26 protein-coding genes are annotated in these 26,320 nt (G+C 38.0%); 14 read left to right on the forward strand and 12 right to left on the reverse strand.

Annotation, left to right across the window (positions count from 1 at the left end):
* Window positions 1-322 precede the first annotated feature (322 nt).
* The 10 genes from LKI_RS00600 to LKI_RS00645 all read left to right on the forward strand — a co-directional run bounded on the left by LKI_RS00600 (window position 323) and on the right by LKI_RS00645 (window position 4,075).
* On the forward strand, window positions 323-691 hold the full coding sequence (locus LKI_RS00600; protein WP_010006596.1) for a hypothetical protein: 369 nt from the start codon (window positions 323-325) through the stop codon (window positions 689-691).
* A gap of 3 nt (window positions 692-694) precedes the next feature.
* The gene (locus LKI_RS00605; protein WP_013102179.1) at window positions 695-1,039 is read left to right on the forward strand and encodes a hypothetical protein; all 345 of its coding nucleotides are present in this window, start codon (window positions 695-697) and stop codon (window positions 1,037-1,039) included.
* A gap of 10 nt (window positions 1,040-1,049) precedes the next feature.
* Window positions 1,050-1,421: a hypothetical protein gene (locus LKI_RS00610; RefSeq protein ID WP_013102180.1), complete on the forward strand. Its 372-nt coding sequence runs from the start codon at window positions 1,050-1,052 to the stop codon at window positions 1,419-1,421.
* Window positions 1,408-1,620: a hypothetical protein gene (locus tag LKI_RS00615; RefSeq protein ID WP_013102181.1), complete on the forward strand. Its 213-nt coding sequence runs from the start codon at window positions 1,408-1,410 to the stop codon at window positions 1,618-1,620. The genes LKI_RS00610 and LKI_RS00615 overlap by 14 nt, the downstream gene beginning before the upstream one ends.
* Window positions 1,621-1,995: 375 nt before the next feature.
* Entirely contained in the window at window positions 1,996-2,217 is a 222-nt protein-coding gene (locus LKI_RS00620) for a hypothetical protein (RefSeq protein WP_013102182.1), read from the forward strand.
* A complete protein-coding gene (locus LKI_RS00625) occupies window positions 2,217-2,660 on the forward strand; it encodes a hypothetical protein (RefSeq protein WP_002814575.1) in 444 nt (147 codons plus the stop codon). Before LKI_RS00620 ends, LKI_RS00625 begins: the two co-directional genes overlap by 1 nt.
* Window positions 2,653-2,865 carry a hypothetical protein gene (locus tag LKI_RS00630; RefSeq protein ID WP_013102183.1) on the forward strand — a complete coding sequence of 71 codons (213 nt, stop codon included), beginning with the start codon at window positions 2,653-2,655 and terminating at the stop codon, window positions 2,863-2,865. Before LKI_RS00625 ends, LKI_RS00630 begins: the two co-directional genes overlap by 8 nt.
* A 10-nt stretch (window positions 2,866-2,875) precedes the next feature.
* Window positions 2,876-3,094, forward strand: coding sequence for a hypothetical protein (locus tag LKI_RS00635; RefSeq protein WP_013102184.1), 219 nt, complete (start codon window positions 2,876-2,878; stop codon window positions 3,092-3,094).
* A 446-nt stretch (window positions 3,095-3,540) separates the two neighbouring features.
* Window positions 3,541-3,771 (forward strand): hypothetical protein, encoded by a 231-nt coding sequence (locus LKI_RS00640; protein ID WP_013102185.1) that lies wholly within the window; start codon window positions 3,541-3,543, stop codon window positions 3,769-3,771.
* Window positions 3,752-4,075, forward strand: coding sequence for a hypothetical protein (locus LKI_RS00645; RefSeq protein WP_013102186.1), 324 nt, complete (start codon window positions 3,752-3,754; stop codon window positions 4,073-4,075). Before LKI_RS00640 ends, LKI_RS00645 begins: the two co-directional genes overlap by 20 nt.
* Window positions 4,076-4,480: 405 nt before the next feature.
* Here the strand turns inward: LKI_RS00645 and LKI_RS00655 are convergent, their stop codons facing one another.
* The 6 genes from LKI_RS00655 to pglZ all read right to left on the reverse strand — a co-directional run bounded on the left by LKI_RS00655 (window position 4,481) and on the right by pglZ (window position 11,692).
* Entirely contained in the window at window positions 4,481-4,735 is a 255-nt protein-coding gene (locus LKI_RS00655; protein ID WP_013102188.1) for a hypothetical protein, read from the reverse strand.
* Window positions 4,732-5,100: a hypothetical protein gene (locus LKI_RS00660; RefSeq protein WP_013102189.1), complete on the reverse strand. Its 369-nt coding sequence runs from the start codon at window positions 5,098-5,100 to the stop codon at window positions 4,732-4,734. The genes LKI_RS00655 and LKI_RS00660 overlap by 4 nt, the downstream gene beginning before the upstream one ends.
* A complete protein-coding gene (locus LKI_RS00665) occupies window positions 5,093-6,415 on the reverse strand; it encodes a Y-family DNA polymerase (RefSeq protein ID WP_013102190.1) in 1,323 nt (440 codons plus the stop codon). The genes LKI_RS00660 and LKI_RS00665 overlap by 8 nt, the downstream gene beginning before the upstream one ends.
* Window positions 6,416-6,636: 221 nt before the next feature.
* Entirely contained in the window at window positions 6,637-6,741 is a 105-nt protein-coding gene (locus tag LKI_RS00670; RefSeq protein ID WP_013102191.1) for a putative holin-like toxin, read from the reverse strand.
* A 297-nt stretch (window positions 6,742-7,038) separates the two neighbouring features.
* The gene (gene brxL / locus LKI_RS00675; RefSeq protein ID WP_176608530.1) at window positions 7,039-9,111 is read right to left on the reverse strand and encodes a protease Lon-related BREX system protein BrxL; all 2,073 of its coding nucleotides are present in this window, start codon (window positions 9,109-9,111) and stop codon (window positions 7,039-7,041) included.
* Window positions 9,112-9,163: 52 nt separating this feature from the next.
* Complete coding sequence (gene pglZ, locus LKI_RS00680; RefSeq protein ID WP_013102192.1) at window positions 9,164-11,692, reverse strand: BREX-1 system phosphatase PglZ type A; 2,529 nt, start codon at window positions 11,690-11,692, stop codon at window positions 9,164-9,166.
* A 100-nt stretch (window positions 11,693-11,792) separates the two neighbouring features.
* Here pglZ and pglX (LKI_RS00685) point away from each other — a divergent pair, with 100 nt between their 5' ends.
* Together pglX (LKI_RS00685) and LKI_RS00690 are read left to right on the forward strand one after the other, a co-directional pair.
* Window positions 11,793-13,988, forward strand: a complete 2,196-nt coding sequence (gene pglX / locus LKI_RS00685) for a BREX-1 system adenine-specific DNA-methyltransferase PglX (protein WP_242651975.1) — start codon at window positions 11,793-11,795, stop codon at window positions 13,986-13,988.
* Window positions 13,981-15,063: a tyrosine-type recombinase/integrase gene (locus LKI_RS00690; protein WP_013102194.1), complete on the forward strand. Its 1,083-nt coding sequence runs from the start codon at window positions 13,981-13,983 to the stop codon at window positions 15,061-15,063. Before pglX (LKI_RS00685) ends, LKI_RS00690 begins: the two co-directional genes overlap by 8 nt.
* Window positions 15,064-15,119: 56 nt before the next feature.
* Here the strand turns inward: LKI_RS00690 and pglX (LKI_RS00695) are convergent, their stop codons facing one another.
* From pglX (LKI_RS00695) to LKI_RS00710, 4 genes are all read right to left on the reverse strand, one after another.
* The gene (gene pglX / locus LKI_RS00695; RefSeq protein WP_013102195.1) at window positions 15,120-18,671 is read right to left on the reverse strand and encodes a BREX-1 system adenine-specific DNA-methyltransferase PglX; all 3,552 of its coding nucleotides are present in this window, start codon (window positions 18,669-18,671) and stop codon (window positions 15,120-15,122) included.
* A 61-nt stretch (window positions 18,672-18,732) separates the two neighbouring features.
* Window positions 18,733-22,317, reverse strand: a complete 3,585-nt coding sequence (brxC, locus tag LKI_RS00700; protein WP_013102196.1) for a BREX system P-loop protein BrxC — start codon at window positions 22,315-22,317, stop codon at window positions 18,733-18,735.
* Between the two features lie 17 nt (window positions 22,318-22,334).
* Window positions 22,335-22,913 (reverse strand): DUF1788 domain-containing protein, encoded by a 579-nt coding sequence (locus LKI_RS00705; protein ID WP_013102197.1) that lies wholly within the window; start codon window positions 22,911-22,913, stop codon window positions 22,335-22,337.
* Window positions 22,914-22,916: 3 nt separating this feature from the next.
* Window positions 22,917-23,516: a BrxA family protein gene (locus LKI_RS00710; RefSeq protein ID WP_013102198.1), complete on the reverse strand. Its 600-nt coding sequence runs from the start codon at window positions 23,514-23,516 to the stop codon at window positions 22,917-22,919.
* A 466-nt stretch (window positions 23,517-23,982) separates the two neighbouring features.
* Between LKI_RS00710 and LKI_RS00715 the strand changes: the two genes are divergently transcribed.
* Window positions 23,983-24,552 carry an IS1096 element passenger TnpR family protein gene (locus LKI_RS00715; RefSeq protein WP_083774968.1) on the forward strand — a complete coding sequence of 190 codons (570 nt, stop codon included), beginning with the start codon at window positions 23,983-23,985 and terminating at the stop codon, window positions 24,550-24,552.
* 235 nt (window positions 24,553-24,787) lie between these two features.
* A complete protein-coding gene (locus LKI_RS00720) occupies window positions 24,788-25,423 on the forward strand; it encodes a DUF4230 domain-containing protein (protein ID WP_041773482.1) in 636 nt (211 codons plus the stop codon).
* Window positions 25,424-25,637: 214 nt separating this feature from the next.
* Here LKI_RS00720 and LKI_RS11110 read toward each other — a convergent pair whose 3' ends face one another.
* Both LKI_RS11110 and LKI_RS11115 read right to left on the reverse strand, forming a co-directional pair.
* On the reverse strand, window positions 25,638-25,910 hold the full coding sequence (locus tag LKI_RS11110) for a hypothetical protein (RefSeq protein WP_013102201.1): 273 nt from the start codon (window positions 25,908-25,910) through the stop codon (window positions 25,638-25,640).
* Between the two features lie 8 nt (window positions 25,911-25,918).
* A complete protein-coding gene (locus LKI_RS11115; RefSeq protein WP_013102202.1) occupies window positions 25,919-26,107 on the reverse strand; it encodes a hypothetical protein in 189 nt (62 codons plus the stop codon).
* Window positions 26,108-26,320 lie beyond the last annotated feature (213 nt).

Genomic DNA, 26,320 nt, shown 5'->3' on the forward strand with positions numbered 1-26,320 from the left:
TGATACCACACCAGTAAAGTTAATTGGGGGTTCAAAAAAAGCCATCACATTCAAACGATTTTCAAACCGTTTAAATGTGATGGCTTTCCTGCCTGCTGGCTGTTATGCACCATCTATTCTTGCTTTTGTGCCTACCAAAACTCTAACAAGTCAAGCAAATCTAAGGACTAAAGTCCAAAGATTTGGGGCTAAATTTGCAAGGCCAAGCCCTGCGTGTCGCTACGCGAGCTTTGCAAACCCGCCCTGGCTTGTTTTAGTTTCTCCGTTCACAACGCAATAAGAATAAATTGGTCACAAAACAGGCCAACAGGAGGACAAGACTATGGGCTTAGATATGTATTTACAAACAGAGAACAAGCAAACAGGTAAAGCCGTCATTATTCACTCATGGCGTAAAGCCAATCAAATTAGAGATTGGTTTGTAAGACGCTTTGACTTAGACCCTAATGACCAATTGAAGATTGCTATCACTCGTGATGACTTAGAGGCTTTAACGAGTGATATTGAACAGGTTTTGGCAAGCCATGCTTTGGCACTAGAGTTGTTACCTACGGCATCAGGGTTTTTCTTTGGTAGTACAGACTATGACGGCTATTATTTTGAAGTGTTGAGAGACACACGGCATTTTCTTCAGAAAGAATTTACTTACAACAGTGATTCAGAAAATTTGTACTATACAGAATGGTGGTGAAATATGAATATCAGAATTATTAGAATGGAGACCTACTTACAAAATTCAGCAATGGTACTCATTCCTAGCGGTGCTATCCAAGCCGTAGAACTTGTTTATGAGGCTAAAGGCTATGATGAATATGATTTGACGGCTAATGTCTGGTCGGGATTGGAAGACGAGTTATCCGAGCTAGGACTTTATTACCCCGTCAACAACAATTGGGTACACCATCAACATCTAAATGAGAAATTCGATAGATTAACAATTGGCTACGTGGCAGACAACAACATCACGGTCACAAACGAAAGTCTAGTCAATCATATTCACGGCAGTATTGATGGTGATGAAAGACCCGATTGGATGTAAAGGAGACATTATGGCATGGTATAGCCCTCAACAAGGTTTGACAACAGACTATATGATGATTGAACAAAATATTTCAATAACTACAGAATTATTGAGCTGGCGTGATTGTGACTCAAAATTAAAACCAATTCACTTGCAAGCGTATCGTAATGACTACAATGACGGTGATTATGACTATTTTTTCTCATTGCGGTTTGCAGAATATCCATTATCCAATCTTGTTTTTAATAATGATGTGACGGAACTAGTATGTGGCAACCCCAAAGCCAGTGCAGTAACCATTCGTAAAAAGTTGTTTAAAATCATGAATGCCTGGTGGCTAAACAACCCAGACTATCACTCACCAAAATCAGACAAGGAGCAACAAAATGACAGAAACTAACCCATTTGAAATTGTAAATAAGCTAATCACTACCAATGGTGTGATGATTGCAACCCTAAAAAATGGTGATGAAATAACCGTGGCTAGTAATGGTCTAGCGAGACATAACGGGACTTACTTCAAAGATTATGGAGACATTCTAGCGACTGTTTCAATTGATACAATTCTTGATGCTATTGTTCAATCAATATCTCAATAAAACAAGCCATGACTATTTTTTAGTCATGACCCTTCCCCCAGTCCCCCTGATCATTAACTTGACAGGCGTGGTTGATACCACACCAGTAAAGTTAATTGGGGGTTCAAAAGGCTCACTTCCGTTCGCATCGCACCAAATTGTTCTGTTTGCTCTGTGCCGTTTTCACAATCGCATGATAAAGAGTCTGTAAGTCGCAAGCGCCAAACAGTCTCTACAAAGAAACACAAGGACGTGGCAAGTTGCTGCGCAATCCTTGTGTTTCTTTGGTTATCATGCCAATTGTTACCCGTCACGACGCAACCAGCTCAATTGGAGCGATTGCCAATAGGAAAAAGTTTTGGAAAGGTTTATTTCTTTTGGAAAGGTTTATTTCTTATGGAAGTTTATTATCAACTCATTCGCAACAGCGGTCATACCGTGCGTTATGCCTCAACTGATAAGCAAGTTGTTCTCACGCATGGCTACCCAATTTATTTACAAATCTATGGCGTTAATCGTTCTACAGATTATATTTTGAAAGCCACGTTTGCCTTTTTAGCCACCCAATACGGCAACAATATTAAATTAGTCAATGTTGATGAACTGGAGAAAAAATAATGACAAAGCAATTCTATGATGATTTTAGTAAATTACCAATCGCCAAAATGGCACAATCAATCGCTGATATGACTTATTTGTTCAATGAGACCAAAGTGCCAACTAGTCACTATAAAGCGCAATTAAGTAAAGGCTTTGAAGAAATGGTTGAAGCAAACGTTAGTGTTTCATTAGTCAACACCATTTTCAACACTTTGCAAGCTTTGCAAAAAGAAAGCCCAAAGTTGTTTTACCAAGCTATGCTCTGCCTTGATACCAAAGTAAAGCCTAGCAGTATTACGCCAAGTCAATATCAAGCAATGGAATTTACTTGGTCACAATTTGAATTGAACAAAAAGAAAAACATCCTTGATAAGGACTTTATCCAAATGTTCAATCAAGTTGAAGAAAACGGACTAACCTATTACACGCAAAACCAACAGGAGACAGATGACAATGAATGATGAAGTTATTGAAAATATAGCCATACGTTACTTTTCATGGTCTGATAAACAACCTATGGGTGGCTCAGAAATACTGGTAAGCGAAAATCAAAGCAATAGTTCTGGCGAAATTGTTTTATCAGATGATGAAGCACTGCGATTAAGCGCATTTATCATGGAAGAATTGGCTGAGGGTAAACACGTTACCCTAAGAACCACAATTTAAGGGGAATAATATGGCAACCGTCAACGTTAAATATATGGAAACATTGGTTAAAACAGTGGCAGTTAATGTCCCTGACACACTCACAGATGAACAGAAACTGACACTAGCTGTTGAAATTGGTAAACGTCACTATTTTGACGAAAAAGTGATTTTGGGGGCAGATGATTTAGATTTACGTGAAATCAGTGCGGAATACAAACAAGAGACAACAGACTACGAGGAATTTTAATCACAGATAGGAGTGTGTGCTTATGGGTGTATTCGTTTTTAAACTTCTCATGCTAATTACCATGCTGGTCTATATTTTATATTACCTAGTCGGTGTGATTATGATTGCGCGTGAAGATGATGAGCGGTAAAATTTTTTGCCGTGTTCCCCAGACCCGCAAGCGGGATCAAACACGCTACGCTAGTCCTGCCAAGATCTTGGGTGCCACTTCGCTTTGAGTCAAACATTGTGCCACAACCAGTGACTTGTAAGCTGTGGTGATGATACCACAGCAACAAGCACTAGCACAGAATACAAGGGCTTCGTAAATTCGCTACGCTCACCCTTGTATTCTGCGCTGCTTGTGTCCCTATGTTCTTCGTCAAAACGAGATAACACACCAATCACAGGCAGGGCCGACAGGAAACAGTTTCTGCCTGGTGCGTACATAATGAAGGAGAACTACTATGAATCGAATTACCAAAGTTATCACTACTATTGCCGCAACAATTATCAGTTTGGATATTTTATTAATGGTCATCAATGGCACGATGCTGTATGTCTTGCTCACCCTGGCTGGCTTTTATGTCTTAGCTTGCTTGGCTTTCAAGCAGTCCGCTTATAAAGCAACGCGTAGCTGGATTGATACTGGTCACCTGTCCCATAAGGAGAAAACTCATGTCAAAACTCACAACTAAATCATTGTCTACCACTACTGATGTTAAAGGATCAGCCATTTTAGAAAGCAATGGCCAATATATTTACCCAGGTTTAGCACAAGCAATCTTTGACGATGCTATTTTTGGTCCGCGTATTTTAAAGCGACTGCAACGTCTTTTTGTTGACCACCCAGATGGTCTGAGTGAATCAGGCCATGACTGGTATTTTGGTTATCTGGTCTGCGCTTATACGCAAACGCATTTTGGTATTAAGAATCTATTGAATTATCCCTCAGTGACAAAGGAGCTTTTTTCACTTTGTCTCACACAACTCTCTAATTAGGAGGAACCTAGCATGTTAATCTTTTGTTTATGTCTATTAGCAATGTTTCTGTTTTGGCTATTTGGCCACATCATGGGCACCATCCTGTATTTGAGTATCCTATTTGTTGGTCATTTCATTTCATATTGGTACTTTTATTTATCACTTATTATTTTGATAAGTCTGGCTATTGTTTTTGGCATCAAAAGTATCTTAGCGATGCTGGTGCTAATTATTCTCATTCTTTCACTTGTATTATCACTAATGATATATTGGCCGCGTCATCACAATTCATAACAAAATAAAAAGCCCTGAATAATCAGAGCTTTTACCGAACTATATCATTCGGTATCCAATGGTTAAGCGCGTTGTAAATGCCACTGGTATCATTTACTTGTGTATTATATCATCTTTTGAGTAACACTTTTAAATATTAGTGTTAACTGTTAGCCCAGTTTCTTTGCGAATTTTAGTAATGATTTCAGGTATCTGTTCTCTGTACTCACTGTCTAAGCGAGCTATTTGTTGTGAGTGTGTTGCTTTGCCAATTTTATAGTATTCAAAGAAAATATTGACCTTCTTTGAGTAGATCTGATCAACTACCCTCACCTCATAGATTGTGTTAGGCTGTTTAGCAAACATCTTTTTAATATCTACAATGATAGCATCAATTTGATTCATTCTTCTTTCACCACCGCTCTAATGTTTTCAAAGGCAATATAGGTTTCATTAATATACACTCCTAAATCCGAAAAGCCATCAACCAAACCTGTTGTGTTAGGCACTAAATTGCCATCCGTGTCCTCAATATTTTGTTGTACCGTCACAAATTCATAATTTGCTGCCGCATGACGTAAGATATTTTGACAATCCGTTAAGGACATCATTGGTAATTTAACAGGTACGGCATTTTTTGCCTGTGCTTCACGTTTTAAAGCTGAGGTATGGTCTGACAGAAAATAGCCATTCCACTTCACCTTACCACGCACGCGATAGTCGTTTTGAAAGTAATTGTTAATCATCTTACTAAATTCTGCATCACTCATAGCTGTTACCTCCGTTATGACCACCAACAAGGCTGGCACGGTTAATCGCCGTACCGCCTTTTTCTTTGGACATTGCCCGCATCAGGGCTGTGGTGCCAAACCGTTTTCGAATTTCATCAACAACTTGATCAATCTTATTGGATTTAATTGATTTTTCTGGTTGTTCAAAGAGGTCAAGCTGTACGCCAGTGTCCTCAATTAAGCCGCCATAATCAATCCCAATATTACGAATCACTTCACCATGCCAATGCTTTTCAAACAAAGCCACCATAATTGCCATTAGTTTGCGGGTATCATTAGTTGGATCAATCCTTTGTTGCTTTCTAAAACCATGACTTCCCTGGCGTTCACTTTCGGCAAAAGAATACCCGATAAACAAGCTTACCAAACAAGTTTGTTTCTTATGTGATCTAATCCTGGTCGCCACTTGATCTGCCATTTCACGGACAACAATTTCAATCTCTTCTTTTCGTTTATAATCACGCGGTAATACCTGGGAATTACTATATGATTTGCTTTTAGGCACGACCACCCCAGCCATATCTGTACGATCAATGCCCCAAGATAAGGCAAACAATTGCTCGCCAACCAATCCCATTTTGGCTCTAAATTGATAAGGGTCCTGATGCGCCAAATCGTACATTGAATGGATACCCATCACTTCAAGTTTATGTGCTGTGCGGGAACCAATACTCCAGACATCATCCAGTTTCGTAATTGGCCACAATTTTGTCGGCACATCCTCATAGTGCCAAATACCCGTCAGGTTTTTTGTATGTTTTGCGTCAATGTCCAAGGCTATTTTTGCGAGCACAGGCGTGTCACCAATGCCAACTGTTAAATAGACACCTGTTTCCGCTCTAACTTGCTTTTGAATTTTAAAAGCGACTTCCTCAGGAGTTTTACCAAACAACCGCCAAGAGTGGGTTACGTCTAAAATAGACTCATCAATCGAGTACGGCAGCAAATTAATATCATCGGTATATTGACGATAAATATTATTGATTTTTAGGTTTTCAGCAATATAATTATTCATCCTAGGGTGTGCGATAAATAAGCCATGCACATCAGGTAAATCACGCTGGCGCATCACATTACTAATGCCTAAGTCCTTCTTAGCTGTTGGTGAGGCCGCTAGGACTAAACCACCATTCGTGTTTGCTTGTTCAGACATCACAACTAGATCGCCCTTTAGTGGATTAAAGCCTCGCTCAACATTCTCAACACTGGCATAGAAACTTTTTGAATCAATTAAAAAAAACACGCCACGATTTTCTTTGCTATAATCATATTCAGTTGTGATTGCGTTTTCCATCAGCAACCTCCAAAAACAATTGTGTATAATTCATTATACGAACAAGCGTTCGTTTAAGCAAGCGAACAAAACATTAAATTTGTGACAAAAGAAAAAGCTATGCTATAATAAAGACATAGAAAAGAGCCGTAGCGCTAACTACGACTCCTAGCAAACCCGTATCGACGGTGGCTAAGTTAATAATTCATCTAATGATCATCAGCCCAGCTAAAGCAAGATGATCATTTTTTGTTGCTGTTTTTTATCAGCTCAACAACTAATCCAACCAGTATCAAGACAAATGTCCCAAAACCAATCATTAGCTGTAAAGTATCCGAAACGGACACTAGGCATCTCCTTTCCTAGAATCTGGGTTTACAGTTTTGACACCAGCGCCACCTGCCGGTCGGCAGGTGATATGCGTTCTAAACCTTTTAGTCCTTTTTCGGAATAGGGAATATTTTGAATTACAAGTTTATCTGATTTCACCGTCATTTTCATCATCCGCCCTATTAATAGATACCTTTATTATATATCATAAAACCATTCAAATTTTAGTTTTTTAATAGAGCAAATGCAGACAAAAAAGGGTTGATTCAAACGAATCAACCCAATAGTTGTATTAAAATCACTATATGTTGTAACTATTCAACACCCAAAGCCTTAAAAGCAGCTTCTTCAATCGTATTATAGAAAATAATTGTAAATGATCCTAGCAAATCGCTAGGGACAGTACCAAAATCGGCAGCTGAGGTCATTGGTAGTAACACTTTCTTTGCACCGCTATCCCGTGCAACCTGTAGCGTATCAGCAAGATTCTCAGGCTTAACTACTGATCCGCCAATTGTTAAATCTCCTACAACAACAAGGCTATCAACAGTTGGCTTTGCGAGACTAATTGAAATCAAAGCAAGGTACGTCGCCAATGACAAATGGTCTGTCATCAAGCCATTATTTAAGTTGGTAGCGTTCAATATAAAGTCATGTTGTGACAACGAGATAGTACCACTAACCTGGCCTGCATTTGCTTTCAGATACTTATATGCTGTATCCATACTTTCCTTCGCGCCACGGTGACCACCAATACCAGTAGTCGCAAACTTGCCGTTACCCGCAGTCATTTGAGTCTCAATCTTAAACAAACTCAGTCGGTTTCCAGCATCATAACCGACTGAGTAAACATGCCCCGGCTTCTCAGTTCCAACAGGAATTAATGTTGAAGATCCTTGTTCAGGTACTGCGACAAACTTCTCTTCAAACGTTTCATTATCAATGTAACTTAAGTTCACATCGAAAAACTCCATGCCACCAATTTTCTTAAGTTGTTCCTTAACACGGCGTCGCATTTCAATGGCGAATCGAAGTACTTCTTCAACGTCTTCCTTGCTAAACTCTCCATGAGGATAGATAAGCTTGATCATTCCAGACACTGTCTTACGAACCGCGATTGTATCACGTTGATTCAATTGATTCCCTAGTTTGAAGTACGCTTCGAAAGCATCACCATATGAAATTTTACGCAACTCACGCATCACTTCCGCAAAATAATCAGTGATGAAGCCATATCCCTTTGTAAAAAAAGAAGGCTTATACTTTGGAATTTCCCAGCCAGGCAAGTAATTATGAATTCGGTCCAAAAATGCCGAATCGTTGGCCATTACATCGGGGAATGGATCAAACAAATGTGATGTCCGCATAACAACATCTACACTTTGGTTGATATTTCCAACAAACACCATTGACGCACTTGCTTGAATTTCATCCTTGCCTCGTGCGAATGATCCCGATGCCATGTAGTCTTTCATAATTTGAACGCCGTCTTTATCTTTAAATGTAATACCCGCTACTTCGTCGAAAGCGACAGTATCCCACATTCCAACCAGCCCTACTTGGTGGCGGCTCATGTTATAAAACAAGTTTGCAACAGTCGTTTGACCACCTGAAACCAAAATAGAATTTGGTGATAATTCTTTATACACGTGTGACTTTCCGGTTCCACGAGGACCCAGTTCCACGAAGTTGTAGTTGTTTTCCACCATTGGAATTAGACGTGAAATGAATAACCACTTTTGTCGCTTTTCAAATTGAGTTGGTTCCATCCCAATCGTTCGAAGCAACAAATCGATCCACTCGTCCGTAGTGAATTTTTCTCTTCCCTGTCGAACTTCAGACATGTCCAGTCCGGCAACTTGAATTGGAGTAAGCTTTTCTACATTGAATGGCGCTGTGCTATCACTTTCCATATCATCGTGATAATAACTTAGTCGCACAATCGCCCAGATACCTCCGCCTAGCAAACGCTCATAATCCTGAGGATAACGTGAATCCACTGGCACTCCCGTAATGCCTAAATTACTGAACGCCGCCTCATACCGATCTAATCGCGTGTTCAAAGTAACAGTCAATTTATCAATTACGGTATAAGCACCGTTCTCTCGAATTTTTGACTTAATTTTCTCCGCCTCGTCTGGACGAACATAATTGTTTGCTAGTGTTTTCTTGACGTTTTCTACACCTTGCTCGATAGTTGCTGGATCCGATGAGTTTGCATACATACCAAGCAGATACTCCAACACATAAGACGGCACGTTTGCGCCTTCTTTGATTCGCTGCGTCAAATCCTTACGAACAAAACGACCAGGAAAGTTAATTTCCAACTTGTCCAGCAAGTCGAAATTACTATCACTCCCAGAGGCTAAAACTTCAGTGGCAGTAATATCTACGTCGTCATTTGAACTCTCTAAGTCATCGTGTAAGTTGTTGTCATCATTAACTAAAGTCAAAATCGAAACCTCCAGTGATTGCAAGATCCATCGTAAATTCTTCGCGAATTATTTCTTGCTTATTTTCAACATTTTCGACAATCAAGAAGTAACTTTGCGTTTGATCATACACTTGGTCCGCGATTACAAAGCGTTTCTTAATAATTCGCTTACTTGGATTTTGGTCATCACTAAACGCATTAATAACTTCCGTAGAAGAAATGACGTCACCCGCTTGGTCCACAAACTTCGCTTCAAACGTAGCGCCATTCACGTCGGAACTAATTGGTTGCAATTGGTTAAAGCTGACAATAATAGTTCGAGAAGTAATGCGGTGTGGGACTGGACTCAGTTGAACTTCCACAGTTTCAGATGTATCTGCCCCACGCTTTGAGTGAACAGCAATCACCGGCACAATCATTTCTTGTGGCGAAACACCGCCGTGAACGTAATTTTTACCAGCCCCTTGCGACATAAAGACGTTTGCGGAAGTTGGATAGTACACTATTTCCTCTTGGTCATTGTCCAAAACATCACTAATCGCCACTGAATCAACGCCCGTCTGTTCAAATTTTTCTTTCGAAACGGCGTATCTTGGTGCTTTTTTCATAAAGTTAGCTGGCTTAAGATCAATCTTATCTGTGGTGTCCAGTTCGGAATCACGATAAATAAATCCATGATCCGCAGTCACAATAAAGTTTGTGCGATTTGCGCTTCTTAACCGCTTGATAATTGATTGAATTTCGCTGACAGTCTGAGCAGTCGCTTCGAACGTTTTACGTTCGGTTTTTGCATTGTCGCTAATTGCATCAATGCCGTTGTGATATACGTAAATAACATCTTTGCCCACGAATTCAGACTTTAGGTCTTCCGTTTTGGTACTCATCACCTTATCTGCAGCAATCGTCATTGATTTAGCATTGCGTTTTTGCAAAACCAACTCTCTTGAAGCCAAATCTGTTGCTTTAACACCATCCACCAAAACCGTAGGCACCGACGCATCATACGTCAGCTCTTCATGAGGAAGTAATGACGGCATACCGAAGTATGTCACCGACGGCACGCCGGTAATCATATAATCAACTTCAGCAGATAGTTGATTTTCTCTATTAATAAACTTCGCTAAATCTTGTCCTGACTCAAACCTCAATGCATCAGAAACAATTACGACAACTGGATTTTTGCTTGAAGCAACCTTGTTTCGATAGAAATTTCTCTGCAATTTTTGTGATTCAATGGACTTAATATCATACACATCAGACCAGCGCTTAATCATCGGGTTCAAAAAGCCATTTAAATAGCTTTGTTCTACACGTTGTGCAAGCGTATCAAACGAGTCAAACAATTCAGAATCTAACGTCCAACGATAGTCAACAAACTTACGATATGATGTATCGATATTAGCAAGCCCGTTTTTTGTATCCACATACGCTTCTGCAAATTTTTCTACGTTTTCGTAATCACCAAACGCTTTACCAGCTAATACTGGTATCGCCTTTCGAATCATCTTGTACGCCGATTCGTACTCATTCGCATACATCGTATCCTGTCGTTCATGAGTCAAGAAACGTAAATCAACCCCATTAGGCTGAAGTTCTGAGTTCACTAAACTAGTAGCAGCCCAATCCATGATTTTTAAATCAAAATTTCTAAATACATCAGATTTAATCAAATCATTCATCTCAACGTTTTTAAAAACCGATTCTCCGTTAATAAATTGCCAGACTTCATCGGCAATTTGTTTCATACGAGACGTGAAATTAGCCATATTCATCAATTGCGAAACTGCAGCTATAACATTAGTCTTCGCAAACGATTGATAAACATTTACTTGGGAAGGAAGATCCAGTTCCATTTGATCGAATGCCGTAATAACAAGCATACCACTTAACAATTCTTTCAACTTCGGCTCTGAAGAAAAATAACCAAATTGGCTACTCATTCCTTGCCAAAACTGATCATAAACATTGAATTTTTTAAACTCATTCAACGCTTGATTATCTTCTAAGTCCGTTTGAATAACCGACTTAAGAATGTCCAGAGATGAAATGCCGTTAGCCTTTGCAAGAGCGGCTAAAATAACAATAACTGGATTGTTAATTTTTCGGTCTTTAGTTAACGCCTTAAATTTATTAATGCGCTCCTTATTTCCGAAGAACTTCATGTTGTCCACAACAAACTCTTGGTGTTTCTCTTCCAGTCCTAATTCTTCACGAAGCATTACAGTTGCGTCCGCTGTAAATTCAACCGAGTAGCGTTCTACATCGGCCATTAAATTTTGTGATAAGCCAGGCTTTTTTGCAGGCGAATATATTAATGCAGCTTCCCCATTCTTCTCAAGACTCAAAACCTCTAACTTAGTCTTAAATTGTTCACCCGGAAGCATTTCAATTGTCGTTTGAGTCAATTGTGCAGTGATTTCTCCGATATTATCTGCGAAATCCGCATTTGCGTCATACCAAAAAACAAACTGTTTTCCTTGCGCGAATAACGTACGAATTCGTTCAACAATCTCCCCTGTATTTAATTCAACCATGTACTGATACTCATTCCTTTTATACGTTGTCCCGTCATAAACGGTGTTTAATTCATTATATCAAAATTAGTCAGCATCCCCTATTATAACATATAAATTATTGTTCACCCCCAGCTATCACGATGGGGTCATTAAGGACTTGATTGATGGTATTCCTGAGAGTGATTTTGATGTGCAACTTGAAGGCCAAGTTGAAATTATTGGCTGGCTCTACCAGTACTATAATGAAGAGTCGAAAGATAAAGCTATCGGTCAACCTAAATCTCATAAGTTTCGAGATGTTGAAATAGCTTCAGTAACACAAATTTTTACTCCAGATTGGATCGTTAAGTATATGGTCCAAAATTCAGTGGGTAAATACTGGATGAACGTTCTTAAAACTCGTCCTTCCTTTACAAGTGAGAAGGAAATCGCTCAAAATTTCGGTTGGGAATATTACATGGAAGATGCAGATCAACCCATCGATGTTGAAACCAATCTTTCTGTTGAGAACGATATCTTGAACAAAGATATTCAGAAACTAAAAGTGCTAGATCCATCAATGGGAAGTGGACACATTTTAGTGTATGCGTTTGACTTGTTAATGGATATTTATCAATCGGAAGGCTATTCAAAGAATGAAGCCGCAACATCTATTTTAAATAATAATTTATTTGGGATGGATATTGATAGACGAGCATTCCAATTGGCTTATTTCGCTTTGATGATGAAATACAGGCAATATGTCCGACGTGGGTTGTCTGATGAAAATTCTGCCCACGTTTACGATATTCCAAGCACTTCTGGTTTTGATGCTTTGGATTTTGCTGCAATTGAAGAAACATTCAGCAATCCGGTTGCATTAGAAATTAAAAAAGTACTAAACAGGTTTGAACATGGGGATGAACAGGGGTCACTTTTAAACACTGATGATATCGATTTCAATGTGATTGAAGACGCATTGGCAGATTTGAAAAACAGTTCTATCCCTCTTGATTTAATTAACGTAATTGATACGCTGGAAAACTCATTGGTAGTTGGGCAAACGTTATCAGCTATGTACGAGGTAGTGATCACAAATCCTCCGTATATGGGATCTTCTAGAATGAATAGTTCCCTATCTGATTTTGCCAAGAAGCAATTTCCAAATTCGAAATCAGATTTATTCGCAATGTTCATGGAGCATTATAATGGACGTATCGTAAAAAATGGTTACAATGCTATGGTAACTATGCAGTCTTGGATGTTTTTATCTAGTTTTGAAACTATGAGAACGTACCTTTTGGAAAAATTCACAATTTCAAATTTGATGCACATGGAAAACAACGTTATGGGTATTGCGTTTGGTACAGCCGTTACGATTGTTCGAAATGTGAACCTTCCCACCTTTGTTGGAACGTATCATCAAATAAAAACTTCTGATGCTTCGGGTAAAGTGCCAAAAAATTTACCTGTTTATGGTAATAGGTATAATCGAACTAACCAAGCGAATTTTAAGAAGATTCCTGGTAGTCCGATTGCGTATTGGGTAAGTGCTAATTTGATTCATGACTTTGAAGTTGGCACTAGAATGGACAAAATAGTAGAACCTCGTCAAGGTCTTGCAACTGCAGATAATAACAGATTTTTGCGCCAGTGGTTTGAAGTTTCATTAAACAATATTAAGTTTGACGCTAAATCAATCGATGAATCGATCTCATCAAACAAAAAATGGTTTCCATATAACAAAGGTGGTTCCTATCGTAAATGGTACGGCAACTATGATTATGTTGTTAATTGGGAGAATAACGGTGCCAAAATTCGTAATTTTACAGATGCCAAAGGAAAAGTCAGATCCCGTCCACAAAACACAAATTATTACTTCCGTGAAGCAATAACCTGGTCGGATGTGAATAGTGGTCATTTTTCGTTGCGATATCGCGAATTTGGATCGATACACGATGTTAAAGGGATGTCTGCTTTTAGTACAGATAAATCAGTTTTTGAATATATATTGTCATTATTAAATTCACCCGTTGGGGAATACATTTTCAAAATGCTGAATCCAACTATTAGTTTGCAAATAGGAAACTTCCAAACTTTTCCTGTTTTAGGAATCCATGCTGATTCAACGGCTATTAAAGCATTTGCTCATCGCAATATTAGTCTCAGTCGCAATGATTGGGACTCATTCGAGATATCTTGGAACTTTAAAATGCATCCGTTGATTCGTCATATCGATGAACATAATCGAAATTGGAATATCACCCCTATACTTAACCACTGTAATGTGCCAAACTTGAGCCAAAAAATATTTTTGGAGGTCAACTATGGTTAGTTATCGAAAGCGTGGCTCAGTCTGGCAGTATGAAATTTCATATAAAGATACATCTGGTAAATATAAAAAGTTGCGAAAATCTGGGTTTCCTAGAAAATCAGACGCCATTTCTGCAGCAGCTCAACTCCAAACAAATCATCCAAATTTAATTTCATTTCAATCTGGCAAACAGCTTTTCTCAGATTACTTCGAACACTGGATAAATCTGTATAAAAAGCCTACCGTTTCAAAGATAACCTTTATTAAATATCAAAATACATTGCAACATGCAAAACAATTATTTAAGGGAATTCGCCTTTCTGATCTTTCTCGTACTGTGTACCAACAGAAAATCAATAAATTTTCAGAAACACATAGCATCCGTACGGTACACACATTTCACAAGCAACTAAAATCCGCACTTCTTGATGCATTCGATGAAAAAATCATCTCTATTGATCCCACGAGAAAAACTGTAATTAACGGGACTCCACCTCGCAAGCAGCGCATGACATTAGACTACAAAGAGACCAAGCTACTTGTTAAACATCTTGATTTAAATATGCTAGAAGACCTTGTAATCTACGTTGCAATCGTGACCGGAATGCGCTTCGCCGAAATATTAGGACTAACTCCTGCTGACATAGACACCCAGAACAATATAATTTCAATAACTAAAACTTGGGACTATAAGTTTAATAGTGGATTCAAACCAACTAAGACGAAATCATCTCAAAGGGACATCGTCGTAGATTCCGAGACAATTAAAGCTATTCAAAAATTTGTCAGCCATCACAAGATTCCGGAAACGAATCCAATTTTCGTATATAACAGTCATAGCATCGTCAGCGCCGAAATAAATAAGATTCTCTCTTCCAAATTGAATGGATTAGGCATCGCAAGAATTCCGTTTCACGGACTTAGACACACTCATGCATCAATTTTGTTGTACAGCGGGGTAAATCTCCTTTCTGTGTCAAAGAGACTAGGCCACAGCAATGTTACCACAACACAGCAGACATACTTGCACATTATTAAAGAAATGGAAGAACAGGACGATAACAAAATAATAATCCTTCTTCAAGCTATAAAATAATTGGCACAATATTTGGCACAAAAAAGGAGATTCCAAAATTGGAATCTCCTTTTCCACTATTTTATTTTTGTTAACAACTTTTGTCCGTCTTGGATCTTTACATGATTTTCGACCACACCATCATCTAAATCAATTTCAATTCGTGCCGTCGCTAAGTGTTGCAATACTTGATCAAACATTTTCATTTCATCAATTTGATTTGTTAAACGAGTTACTTTCTTTTCGTAAACCTTACGAATCTTTGCTACTGTTTCTGATTCAACAAGTGATTCGAAATTGGCCAGTGCGTTTTCATAGGCTTCCTGAAGTGGCAACAAATAGTCCGTCCTTATCATTCCTGTTGTGTCGGCATCATAACGGTGAACATACATCAATGCTCGTAACCCTTCTTTCTTTCCAGAGTTATATTCCCAGTAGATGGGCCTCTTTGAGTACACAGAGACATGATCTGCATAAAAATCTTTGATGAAGTATTGCCGAATCTTTTCTTCCGCGGTGCCGCCACCTTTGCCGACAATTTGAGCGATATATTCTAGATTTGCCTGAACATTCTCATTTCCAAATGCAACTCTCAAGAACTCTTTCAAACGATTGATAATGTCCCGAGAATCATTAAAGTATGCATCATCAGACAAAATCAGAACATTATCCTTATTAGGTTGGAAAGACTTGTATTGATCAGAATTCCAATCGCCACCAGCATAAATCAATCCCGGCACATCCAAAGAATAACGTCCAAATACAAGTCCCACGAAATATGATAAGAACGACTTTATATCACGAACCTCGTCTGCTAAGCGCACGGAAACATCCTTGTTCGCTACGTCTGGTGTCAATTCGTCTTGCAGACCATATAAATCAATAAAAATACGGTTTAATTCTTCTTCATTGTCCTTCAATTGATCAAATCTATCTTGTGTTTCACTTTTCCACACTTCAAAAGCTTCTTTAAGGTTCCAATTTCGATTATGTTCATCGATATGACGTATCAATGGGTGCATTTTAAAGTTCCAAGATGTCTCGAATGAGTCCCAATCATTTTTAGAAATTGCGACTGCTCCAGTCACCTTCTCATTTATTTCAGGATTATCAATAGCCTTATCAAGGACTGGGAAACTATTAAAGTCACCAATTTGCAAATTGATGGTTGGATTTAACATTTTAAACACATGATTTCCGATTGGAGTGTTCATCAGGCCAAGAATGTTCATTAACTTATCATGACTTGATGAGAATGCAGACATCCCCGAAACATCATGTATACTACCAGCGCTCCTATATCTTATGCTGAATCCACCCGAAGTAATTAGAGACCAGGTTATTGCTTCACGGAAGTAATAATTAGGATTTCGAACAACGGAACGTTGCTTGCCGTTTGGAAATTTAAAATTCTTAATGTCTTGGCCATCATTCTCCCAATTAACTACATAGTCATAGTTTCCGTACCACTTTCGATATGCCCCCCCTTTGTTGTAAGGGAACCATTTTTTGTTTGATGAGACCGATTCGGGGATGTTTTTAGCATCGACCGCAATTTTAGCGTAACTAACTTCAAACCATTGACGTAAAAATACCGAATTATCGCCAGTTTGCAATCCAACTCTCGGTTCGACTAATGTATCCATTTGTTGACCAATCTCAAAATCTCTTAACAAATTATCTGAAGCCCAATAGGCAATAGGACTACCCGGAATTTTATTGAAATTCGATTGGTTAGTTCGATATAGATAATCAACATCGGGATTTTCAATCGCTTCTAATGTTTTCACTTTTTGAACGTCCATGCCACCTTTAAAGTCAGACAATTTAATATACACACCATTTTCCGATGTGCTTGAATTTTTTAAAACAAACGTATTGATAGGAACTGTAGCTTCTTCAAAGGCAGAATACTCCATTTGAATCAGGCTAGAAATTAGTTTAGTGTTCAAAATTGACTTTCGCAAATTCTCGTAACTCTTTATGAACATCCATACAAATGGAGTCATATATGCGGCATATCCGTTGGTCACTGTCATGTTGATGTTGTGCCAAATAAAAACGGAAAACAAATCACTTGAATAATCTTTATAATGCGTTTTCACATATTCTTTCAGGACCTTGTTCATTTTGTTTAGATATGGCGGGTTCGTGATGACTGCTTCGTACTTATTTTGCATTGTTTCAACTATGTCTAACAGACGCAATAGTTGATAAGTAATTTCACGAGTGTTGTTTAAGTCTAGCGAAGTGTCCTGTGGAATGTTAGTTAGAACTGTTCGCAAATTACCTGTTTTTACAGGTTTATCGATTTGAATGATTGATCCTAGCGTACGTGAATCATGGAAAAGAGACACAATGTATTTCAAATCTTGAATGTTAGATTCAGACACAGGTAGACTTTCGAAATAGTTGTCATTGATGTTTGAAGTGTCCTCAAAAACATAAACCTTTGGTGAAATATTCGAAGTTAAAGCTCGACGATTATACTCGCGAGCTTTCATCATAAGTGCAAAGTAAGCCAGTTGATAAGCGCGTTTATCTATTTCCAATCCAAATAAATTGTTTTCAAGAATTAGGCTTGATGCTTCGCGAGACGAATACCCTTGCTCAGCATACATCTTCATCAAAACATCAAATGCGTACACGAGAATGTGTCCTGAACCCATTGCGTTATCAATTACTTTAATTTGGGTAACGTCTAAATCATCAGAAACCATCTCCAAGCTATCAGGAAGTAAAAATTCTAGATGAGTTCCTAACTCTGAATGAGCATTACGTTCAAGATAATATTTTCCCAATGAGTTATCAACCATATATCGAACAACCCAGTCAGTAGTAAATAGTTGTGTGGCTGCAGGTATGTCATTAGTTTTGACAGTACCTCCATTTATATTTACTACTGCATTATGAGGTTCTTCATTATAGTACTGGTAGAGCCAGCCAATAATTTCAACTTGACCTTCAAGCTGCACATCAAAGTCACTCTCTGGAATACCATCAATCAAGTCCTTAATGACCCCATCGTGATAGCTGGGGGTGAACAATAATTGCATGTAATCACTGGTACGCTCAAACAGATAAGGCAAATTGTCATTCAATGCATTAGCTTGCTTAATGAATAGCATTGTATACGCCTTATCCAAGTCTTCTGGAATTTCAGTATCAAGTGCTTTAGCTAACAAAGCACGTTGATTGCTGTTAAATCCGCGCAAATCGTCTTCAATATCAAACGCTTCTGTCAAAATATCAGGCTCTGTACGCCCATTTTCAGATGATAGAACTCGTGTTTTAGATGGTAAATAGTCATTAACTTCCATAAATCGAATCGCAATAATTCGATTGAACCAGGTATATGCTACCTCTTCAATAAAGTCCTGAAGCAACGTATTCCAATCCTCAGCTACACGTGACTTTAAGTGGCTCACTAGTTCACGGCGTAACCTGATATCATCACCACTAATCTCGTAAGCCAACTCACCATAATACTCGATTTCAGCTGTTGATTCCGCACGTTTTTCTTGAATGCCATCTTCATCAATACCAAGTAGCCCTAGCTTATTCGTAATATCACGAATCAAGTCACGACGTGCTTTAACGGCAAAATTATTTATTGCCCGTTTGTCCATTTTTAATTCTCGCCTTCATTAGGTTATGTACAGTCCAAGAACAGATTCTTGGACTAATTTTTTAGATGTTCAAATCAATAAATGATGTTTTCCCATCATTTAGTTGTGCCAAAATTCGTTGCTTTAATTCTGCTAGTTGCACATCCAAGTCCGACTCAGAAGTAATGTGCCAGCTCGTTGCACCGGTATAATCACGTAAACTTTCGAAGCGTGGAATCTTGACTGGTCCAGCAGGTTTACTTTGCACTTCATCCCCATCTTCATGAGTAACAGGCAGCACTTGCCGCTTCGCCACTTCTGACTGAACTTTAGCCATCAATTGATTAAGCTTTGAACTAGCCAACGGTAGCTTACCATTCAAAGTTTCTAAATCAACAGCCTCAGTAGCCTGAGATCGAATGTTTTCCATTTCAGAAATATAATCTGACGTTAACAGTGACTTTGTAGAATCGCTCAAATCAGTCTCAGAAATCAGCGTTTCTCCACGTTCTTGGTAATCCTGTACCCTCAAGATTACTCTTTGTTGTTCATCATCCAGAACCGAGTTAAACAGGTTTGAAAACTCTTCATTCTTTGCTTTAACATCTTGCACTTTCTTAGCCGTGCCTGATTTGATTAACGATTCCAAGTTGTCTACAAGTTCATTTAGCTCAACATTCGTGATAAAGCCTTCGGAACGATGATAAATATCAACATTCTTTATTCCTTGCTCCCAGATTGCTTGAGAAGATTTATTACCATAAAAGTCCTTAACATCTTTGTCTTCCATAGCTTCATGCCAATCAAGCAATTCTTCCTCCATAGACGACATTTGCGCATAAAATTCGGCCGTATCTTTCACACCCAGCAATCGCTTGAGCAACTGAATTCCCTTTTGCAATTCAACGTGCCCAGGGAATTTTGAATCACGCCCCTCGTAATCTGACAATCGGTCATATTCATACTTGATTGTTGCATCTCGCAATTCAAGCACCATACCATCGTCTGTCTCATCCTGAAAGGCGCGCTTACCAAAGACCTCTTTAGCCAAATTTTTCAACGTCTTACGTTGCTTCATCGGAATATCTTGCTTAATCGTCAATGCGAGTCTCTTTTGATTCTTTAAGAACAAATCAGCTTTTTGCTTATTAGAATAATGTTCATCCTTAACAAGGATTTTTTCACCATCACTCTCAATGTCTATTTTACCGTCAACGAACAGCTTAGCAACTAGCCATTGCGTATCAATTGGTGAGAATCCATATGGAATAGCTTGAAATTGCGAAATAATGGTTTCCAATGACACTTTAGGATTCTTTGTCAGTTCTTTAGATATCTTGTTTTTTACATCTTCCAATGCATTTTGATTTACATCGGCCGCATCCAATACCATGTCGTCATCAGATGCGAAAAGTGAAACGATGTCACGGTCTGTATGTGTCTGAACCAAATCATTTAACTTTCGGAATGTGTTTCCAACAACATTTTTCATTCCTGATTCCAAACGCGTCTTTATGACGCTACCCTCAATTTGATTTCCATTAACAAATACACGCGCCTCTGAAAGTGCATCAAGCGCATGTTTCTTAGCGGCATCCATCAAGCTTTTTCGTTCTTCTGATTGCACGCTAATCAATTGGCTAGCTTTAGAATCAAGCGAGGATGATCGGCTGAGGTACTGCGCAATTCGAATAGCCTGACGTAATTCATCAATATACTCAGCATTATTTGGCAAATCAATCACTAGAGTGTTAGATTCTGTACTCTCCATCTCAAGCTTCACATCAACATTATTCATGTCATTCAGTGGCGTGATGACCTTCATATTTAGTGCGTTTCGATTTGAACCTTGAAGATACTCATCCACAAATGTGTTGAACTTAAAGTTATAGTTTTTCCCCATTCCATCCGGTGTGAATGTAGTAGCCATTTCAGCAAACAAGAAATCACCCAAACTTTTATCAACATCACTGTCATTAACCATTTGCTTGTCAATTTGTCGTTTAATATCTTGTTCTGTGTTAGTAAGGAATTCGTATCCCTTTGTCGTTTTTTCAACAAAACCTTGCTTAATCAGTACATTCAGTGCGTCTTCAACACGCTTACGCAATTCAATAACATCTTCATCATTGCTTGAAATCAACAAGGTTGTAATTCCATCGATATTTTTTTCGAAAGAATCAACGTGCTTCACCATGAACAACGTTTGTAGAACACGAAGGGCAAACGGATTTTTCTCTTCATTCGGATTCACCGCTTCATTTTTCTCAGCGTTCGAAATAACAATGCGGTGTTCGTGATCAATAAATCCCTCAAGCCCATCGTAGAATGAACTAAATGGAATGAGCGTACTGGTGTCGTCTTCGCCAACCTTTTCTGCAGACTCTTTGAAAATAGCCAGCATAGAGCGTTCACCTTCTGACAAGTGTTTCCCGTCAGATCCGTGTTCTCGCACCGCTGTCAAAACTGATTGCAACAGCTCGAACTGATAAGGTACGAATGGATACACGTCTGCATAATCCTGAGCAGACTTGTACTTTCGCCACTTACGCTCACTACCAAAGTTAAACTTATTCAAAATGGCCTGCTTATTGTTTTCAAAGTCACCTTCCAAGAATCCAGCAGCATCATTTGTTTTTGCGAGCAATCGCTTCTTAATTACTTCGGCAACGTCTGCAGAACTCATAGAAATCTTTGTATCAAATCGGCCTTGAATCTTTGAAAAATCAGTACCACTTAAATTAGTGGTAACCTCATCAATTGCTTGCTGAGAAGTAACCATTACCCAAGCTTTTCCGCCAGTGGCAACACCGAGCTCTTCGACAATTGTTTGAAGATTCAACATGCGCTTAATATCATCACCAATAAATTGACCAACCTCGTCCACTAGGAACACAACGTGGTGATTGTCGCCCTTAGCATTGATATAGGTAGCAACACGCTCTGCAAAATCTTTAATATTCAGTTCGTAATCTGCATGGAAATTAGGCATATCATATTGATATCCAACTTGCTTCAAAGCTGGTTCGATTGCAATTTTCTCCTCAAATGCATAACGATCACGGCCCTTCTCCCAATCATCATGCTTAGGATTCAATTCCTTATAAGCAGCCTTAAAGTCATCATATAGTCCGTCTGCAACGAGCATTTGTTCCATGTCAGCTAGCCAAAAGTTTTTGTCCGTAAAACCTTGCATCTTATTAAAGACTTGCAAAAACACGTTACGAATGGCATTTTCAGAGGACTTATTGCCTGATTTTGATTCAGAGTCAATGTTAAACAAAATAACATCCGAAGGAACACTAGCTGCCAAATCCATATTAGCAATTGTCATCGGGTCAGCAACCTTATTTTGCTGCTTGAAAAATTCGACCGCACTCATGCCATCAACCTGAACTTTAGAATTCAAAAGGTATGACAAGATTTTAAGGAAGTGAGACTTACCAGAGCCGAAGAAACCAGAAATCCAAACACCCATCTTGTCTGTCGTACCGTTAATTCCTTTTTGATATGCATCAAAAAAATCAGCGAAATAACGTTGCAACTCAGACGTCACAACATACTCATCTAAATCCTGTTTAATGGTTTGGACATCATCCTGTCCCACCTTGATAACCCCTTGAATATCACGGGTAATATCCTTTTCAAAAATATCTTGAATTTTCATTTTTTTACTCTCTAAAATTAATTAATTTGTGTTGCTCGATAGTAATTATCGTCGTTTAACTCGCCAAACATACTTAGTTTAATGTTATCGAACTTTCCAGGATAAAACAACACAACTGGCATGTAGTCAATCACTTGTGTCATTGTATTTAAAATTTTGTGTGTACGGACAAGCGGGAAAATTTGTCCAATCCCCTCAATAAAGATAATATCCTCATCCGGATTAACTCGACTCTTAATGTATTCGACAAATCGATTATTTTCTTCGTTTGTAGCCATTAAATTGTTAATTTGCTCAATAACAAAGTCCATCCCTTGTTCTTTTTCGAATTGATAAATTATTTCCGTATACCCAAATTCATTCAGAGTATCCATCATAATATCGAACAAGTTGAACAGCTTAATATTCATTTGATGCTCACCATATGGTCCGCCATTGACAATTTGATTAGTCTCATCACGTACATACAACTCATCTTGAGGACGGTAATCAAGGATAAAGTATGGCACCTCACCTGAAAGACCGTGATGGGCTGTTAAGCCGTCCACTTTTAGTCTGTGCCTCAAATTTTCAAATTTCTCAGTCAGTTCACTCAATTTCTATACTCCTGTAAATGCGGTTATGTAAATCCCTAGATTTTCTTTTTCCAATTCAATTAAAACTTGTGAATCTAGCAAATGTCGCTGAATAATATCCACGCCTTGTTCGTCAACAACACTTAGGCCAGACGAACGTACGAAATTTTTTAACAGCACTAGCATTCGTCGTTTCGTTTCATTCGTCCAGTTATCGACAATTTCGCTTTCGCCTTCTTTGCGTCGCATAAAAGCTTTCCACTCATAATCTTCTATTTTAGAATCGCCCAACATAATCTCATTTCGAAAATCTTCAATGATAAAGTCCTCAATCAATTGATTAAGTTTCATTATCGCTGTTAAGTTTATAAGCTTTTGATTTTGTGAATCAACATCATTATATAAATTAAGCAGACCATCAGGAATGACCGACAATCGTTGATTCATAGCTTGCGCAACTCGAATACGACTTCCCTTTGATGCCTGAAGATAAATATTTTCATTCAAGCTCATCTCACGCATTTCAATAGGAGACTTTCCCGCCAAGAATAGATTAACACCTATACCAAATTCTTTTTGCCAGAAAGATTGCGACACTTGTCCCGCTGAGTATTTTTTCTTCATACTACCTCCAATTATACCGTCCCAGATGCTATTTATTTATTCATCGACTTCGTCGGTTCTGTTATGAAAATTTATTTGTTAATTGGTGTAGAAATCATTCTACATTCATACCTATTCATTATACATTTAACCACACTGAAATAATAGAAAAATTAAAAAGGGCGCTGATGTCAAGATTATGGACAGGTTTTTTCGGCACCGAGAGTTGCCGGACTCCGAAAATTTTTCAAAACCCGGATTTCAGCTTAAAACGGCGTGATTTCTGGGTGTTTTTGTAGGTGGAACAGGGCCGAGCCCTGCCGGTGAGAGAAAACGGATGGTATAGATTGTGAATCAGCCGGATTTCACAAGTTGTATCGTGCAACAAATAAGCCTTCACAAGGCGAATTTTTGAAATTCACAAGTGACGGCTTATAAACGGTGTCCTACCAGCTAGTGCCGAAAACCGAGATTAAGTCAACCAAACATTGGTCGAACGATTTTGATTAACGCGGAACGCTCCCTAGCATATTTTGGTTATACCTTAATATCTGCTTTTAGATTAGAAGGCTCCCACCTATTTGGTTTTCAAAAGAGTTTTGAACTTTTTAATCATCAGCAATCCTACTATTATTTATTACCAGCAATGGATTTACCTGAATTCGTAGCGCCTGGTAAGCAATATAGTGTAATGCACACAAATTTGAGCCAATTTTTTTCGTCTTCAAATCTCAACAATCAATTTACGTTTCAGTACGACTTCGGGGATAATTGGAAGATTTCTTTAAACGTTGAATCAATAGAAACAAAAGAAATAATGTTGCATGACATTCCTAGGGTCACTGGAGGATCGGGCTATGGATTAATAGAAGATATCGGTGGCAATTCTGGGTTACATGAATATATAGAAGCATTTGCCAGTGGTGATCTTGATCATTATTATCAAATTTTTGGTAATCAACTGCCCCACCTTCGTCCTTTCTCGTTGCCCATTGCCAATGAGAAGTTGAAGCCCGAAATAAGCATTTTGAAGCGTCAATACGAAGATAATGAGTAGATTGGAAAACTCTAGTTATTGTTTTTAGTGAAATCCTATAATATGATATAGTAATATTTAATTGGGAGAATTTACTGGAGTGTAAGATGAAAAAAGCGATAACTATTATTTTGGTTTTGGTATTGTTTGGATTACTATTTTTAAATCCTACCCTGGCTTTTGTTGGATTGGTAATTTTTGGATTAGTCATGAAATTCGTTAACAAAAAATAATATATATAGCGGGTGCAACTATAATGAAGTTTAGGCGAAAAAGTAGAACTAAGACATGGCTTATCCTGGTTTTGTTGGTTGTTATTTTAATTGTCGGTTTGATTGCTGGTTTTAAATTAAATAGTCTTTTCAATAATCAAGATGCCGGAATACAAACCAGTCAGTCAACTACAGCTACAATGGTTAAAAACCTTGAAAAAGTTGATGAACATGTTTTTTTGAATGTCGGTATACAAGATATCGAAACAAGACAAAATAATCTTAAAATACCATGGACTCACATAGGGGTACCACTAACAGAGAAAAAAGCGATAATTATTTTAAACTATGATGCTAAGTTGGGAATCAAAAAGCCAGTTAAGATTAAATATAATGATAAGAACCAAGTTGATATTACAGTACCTAAATTCGACGTTATTGGTGTCGAATTAGATAAGAAAAACCCTTACCAACTTTATGATGACAGTGGCAATATTTTGAGTGCATCAACAAAAAACGTAGATACGGGACAACTTGTTTCTCAAGCACTTTCAAGCAGTAAACAAAAGCATTACTTAAAAACATACAAAGAAATGATTCAGGATTCGGCTAAGGATTATTACACCACACTTTTCAAGTCGACTGGCAAAGAAACAAGTGTGAAAGTTAATTTTGAGTAATAGAATATTGCTACATAACTACTAATTTAAAAGACGTCTAACACCAAAAATGTTAGACGTCTTTTAAACTTGTATATTTTCATGGCTTGTGTGCATAAAAAAATCAACTGTTCACGTACCAAAAAGTATGCGATCTGTAGTTAGTGAAATACTGATATTTTACCAAGTGCATAGTAGGATATCTAGATTTTACTTTAAATCAGAATAAAAATAATTAGTAACCAAAATCTTGATCCTTCATTATCGAGTTTACAAGTTGGGTTTCATTCAATTTCATTTCTCGAGAAAATTCAGAATATGTTAAATCCTTGCTTTTCGGTATCATCAAGCCCAATTTTGTAATAATAATATCTTCTTTATGCTTCACATTATTTTCAAAAGTGGTTCCTTCGTTCAAATACATTTTGGATTCAGGAACTGATTCGTTGTTGTTTGCTGGATAAATGTAAGACCCCTTTTTGGCATTGAAGCGAAACATATAAGCCATAACTTTAATTAGTCCTTACCTCCAATGTTACCAATTGGCTTATACCTAGTATTCGCTATTATTCTTTTGTCACTATTTTTACTACTAAAATCAGGATAAATTAGGCCAATTTGGGAATAATTGTTGCTTTTTGAAAATAATTGCTGCGCATCGATACCTGACTTATTTTTTAGATGATAGAAAATTTCCCTTATCAACTTATTGATGTATTTTTCCCAAAGACATTTACCATCAAATAATATGGGCCAATGTGATAGTTATCATTCAACTCCTCCGTTGCTGAAATTTCACTATTTGAATTTTTTAATTTTTCAATAGCTTGCTCTCTAACACTGCCGTCCAGATCATCTGGCATTGCTAATTTGTCAAAGGCTTTTTACTTCCGGCGAATTGTCAAACTAAGTGCAACG

Origin of the sequence: Leuconostoc kimchii IMSNU 11154 (assembly GCF_000092505.1) — a bacterium.
Lineage (GTDB): Bacteria > Bacillota > Bacilli > Lactobacillales > Lactobacillaceae > Leuconostoc > Leuconostoc kimchii.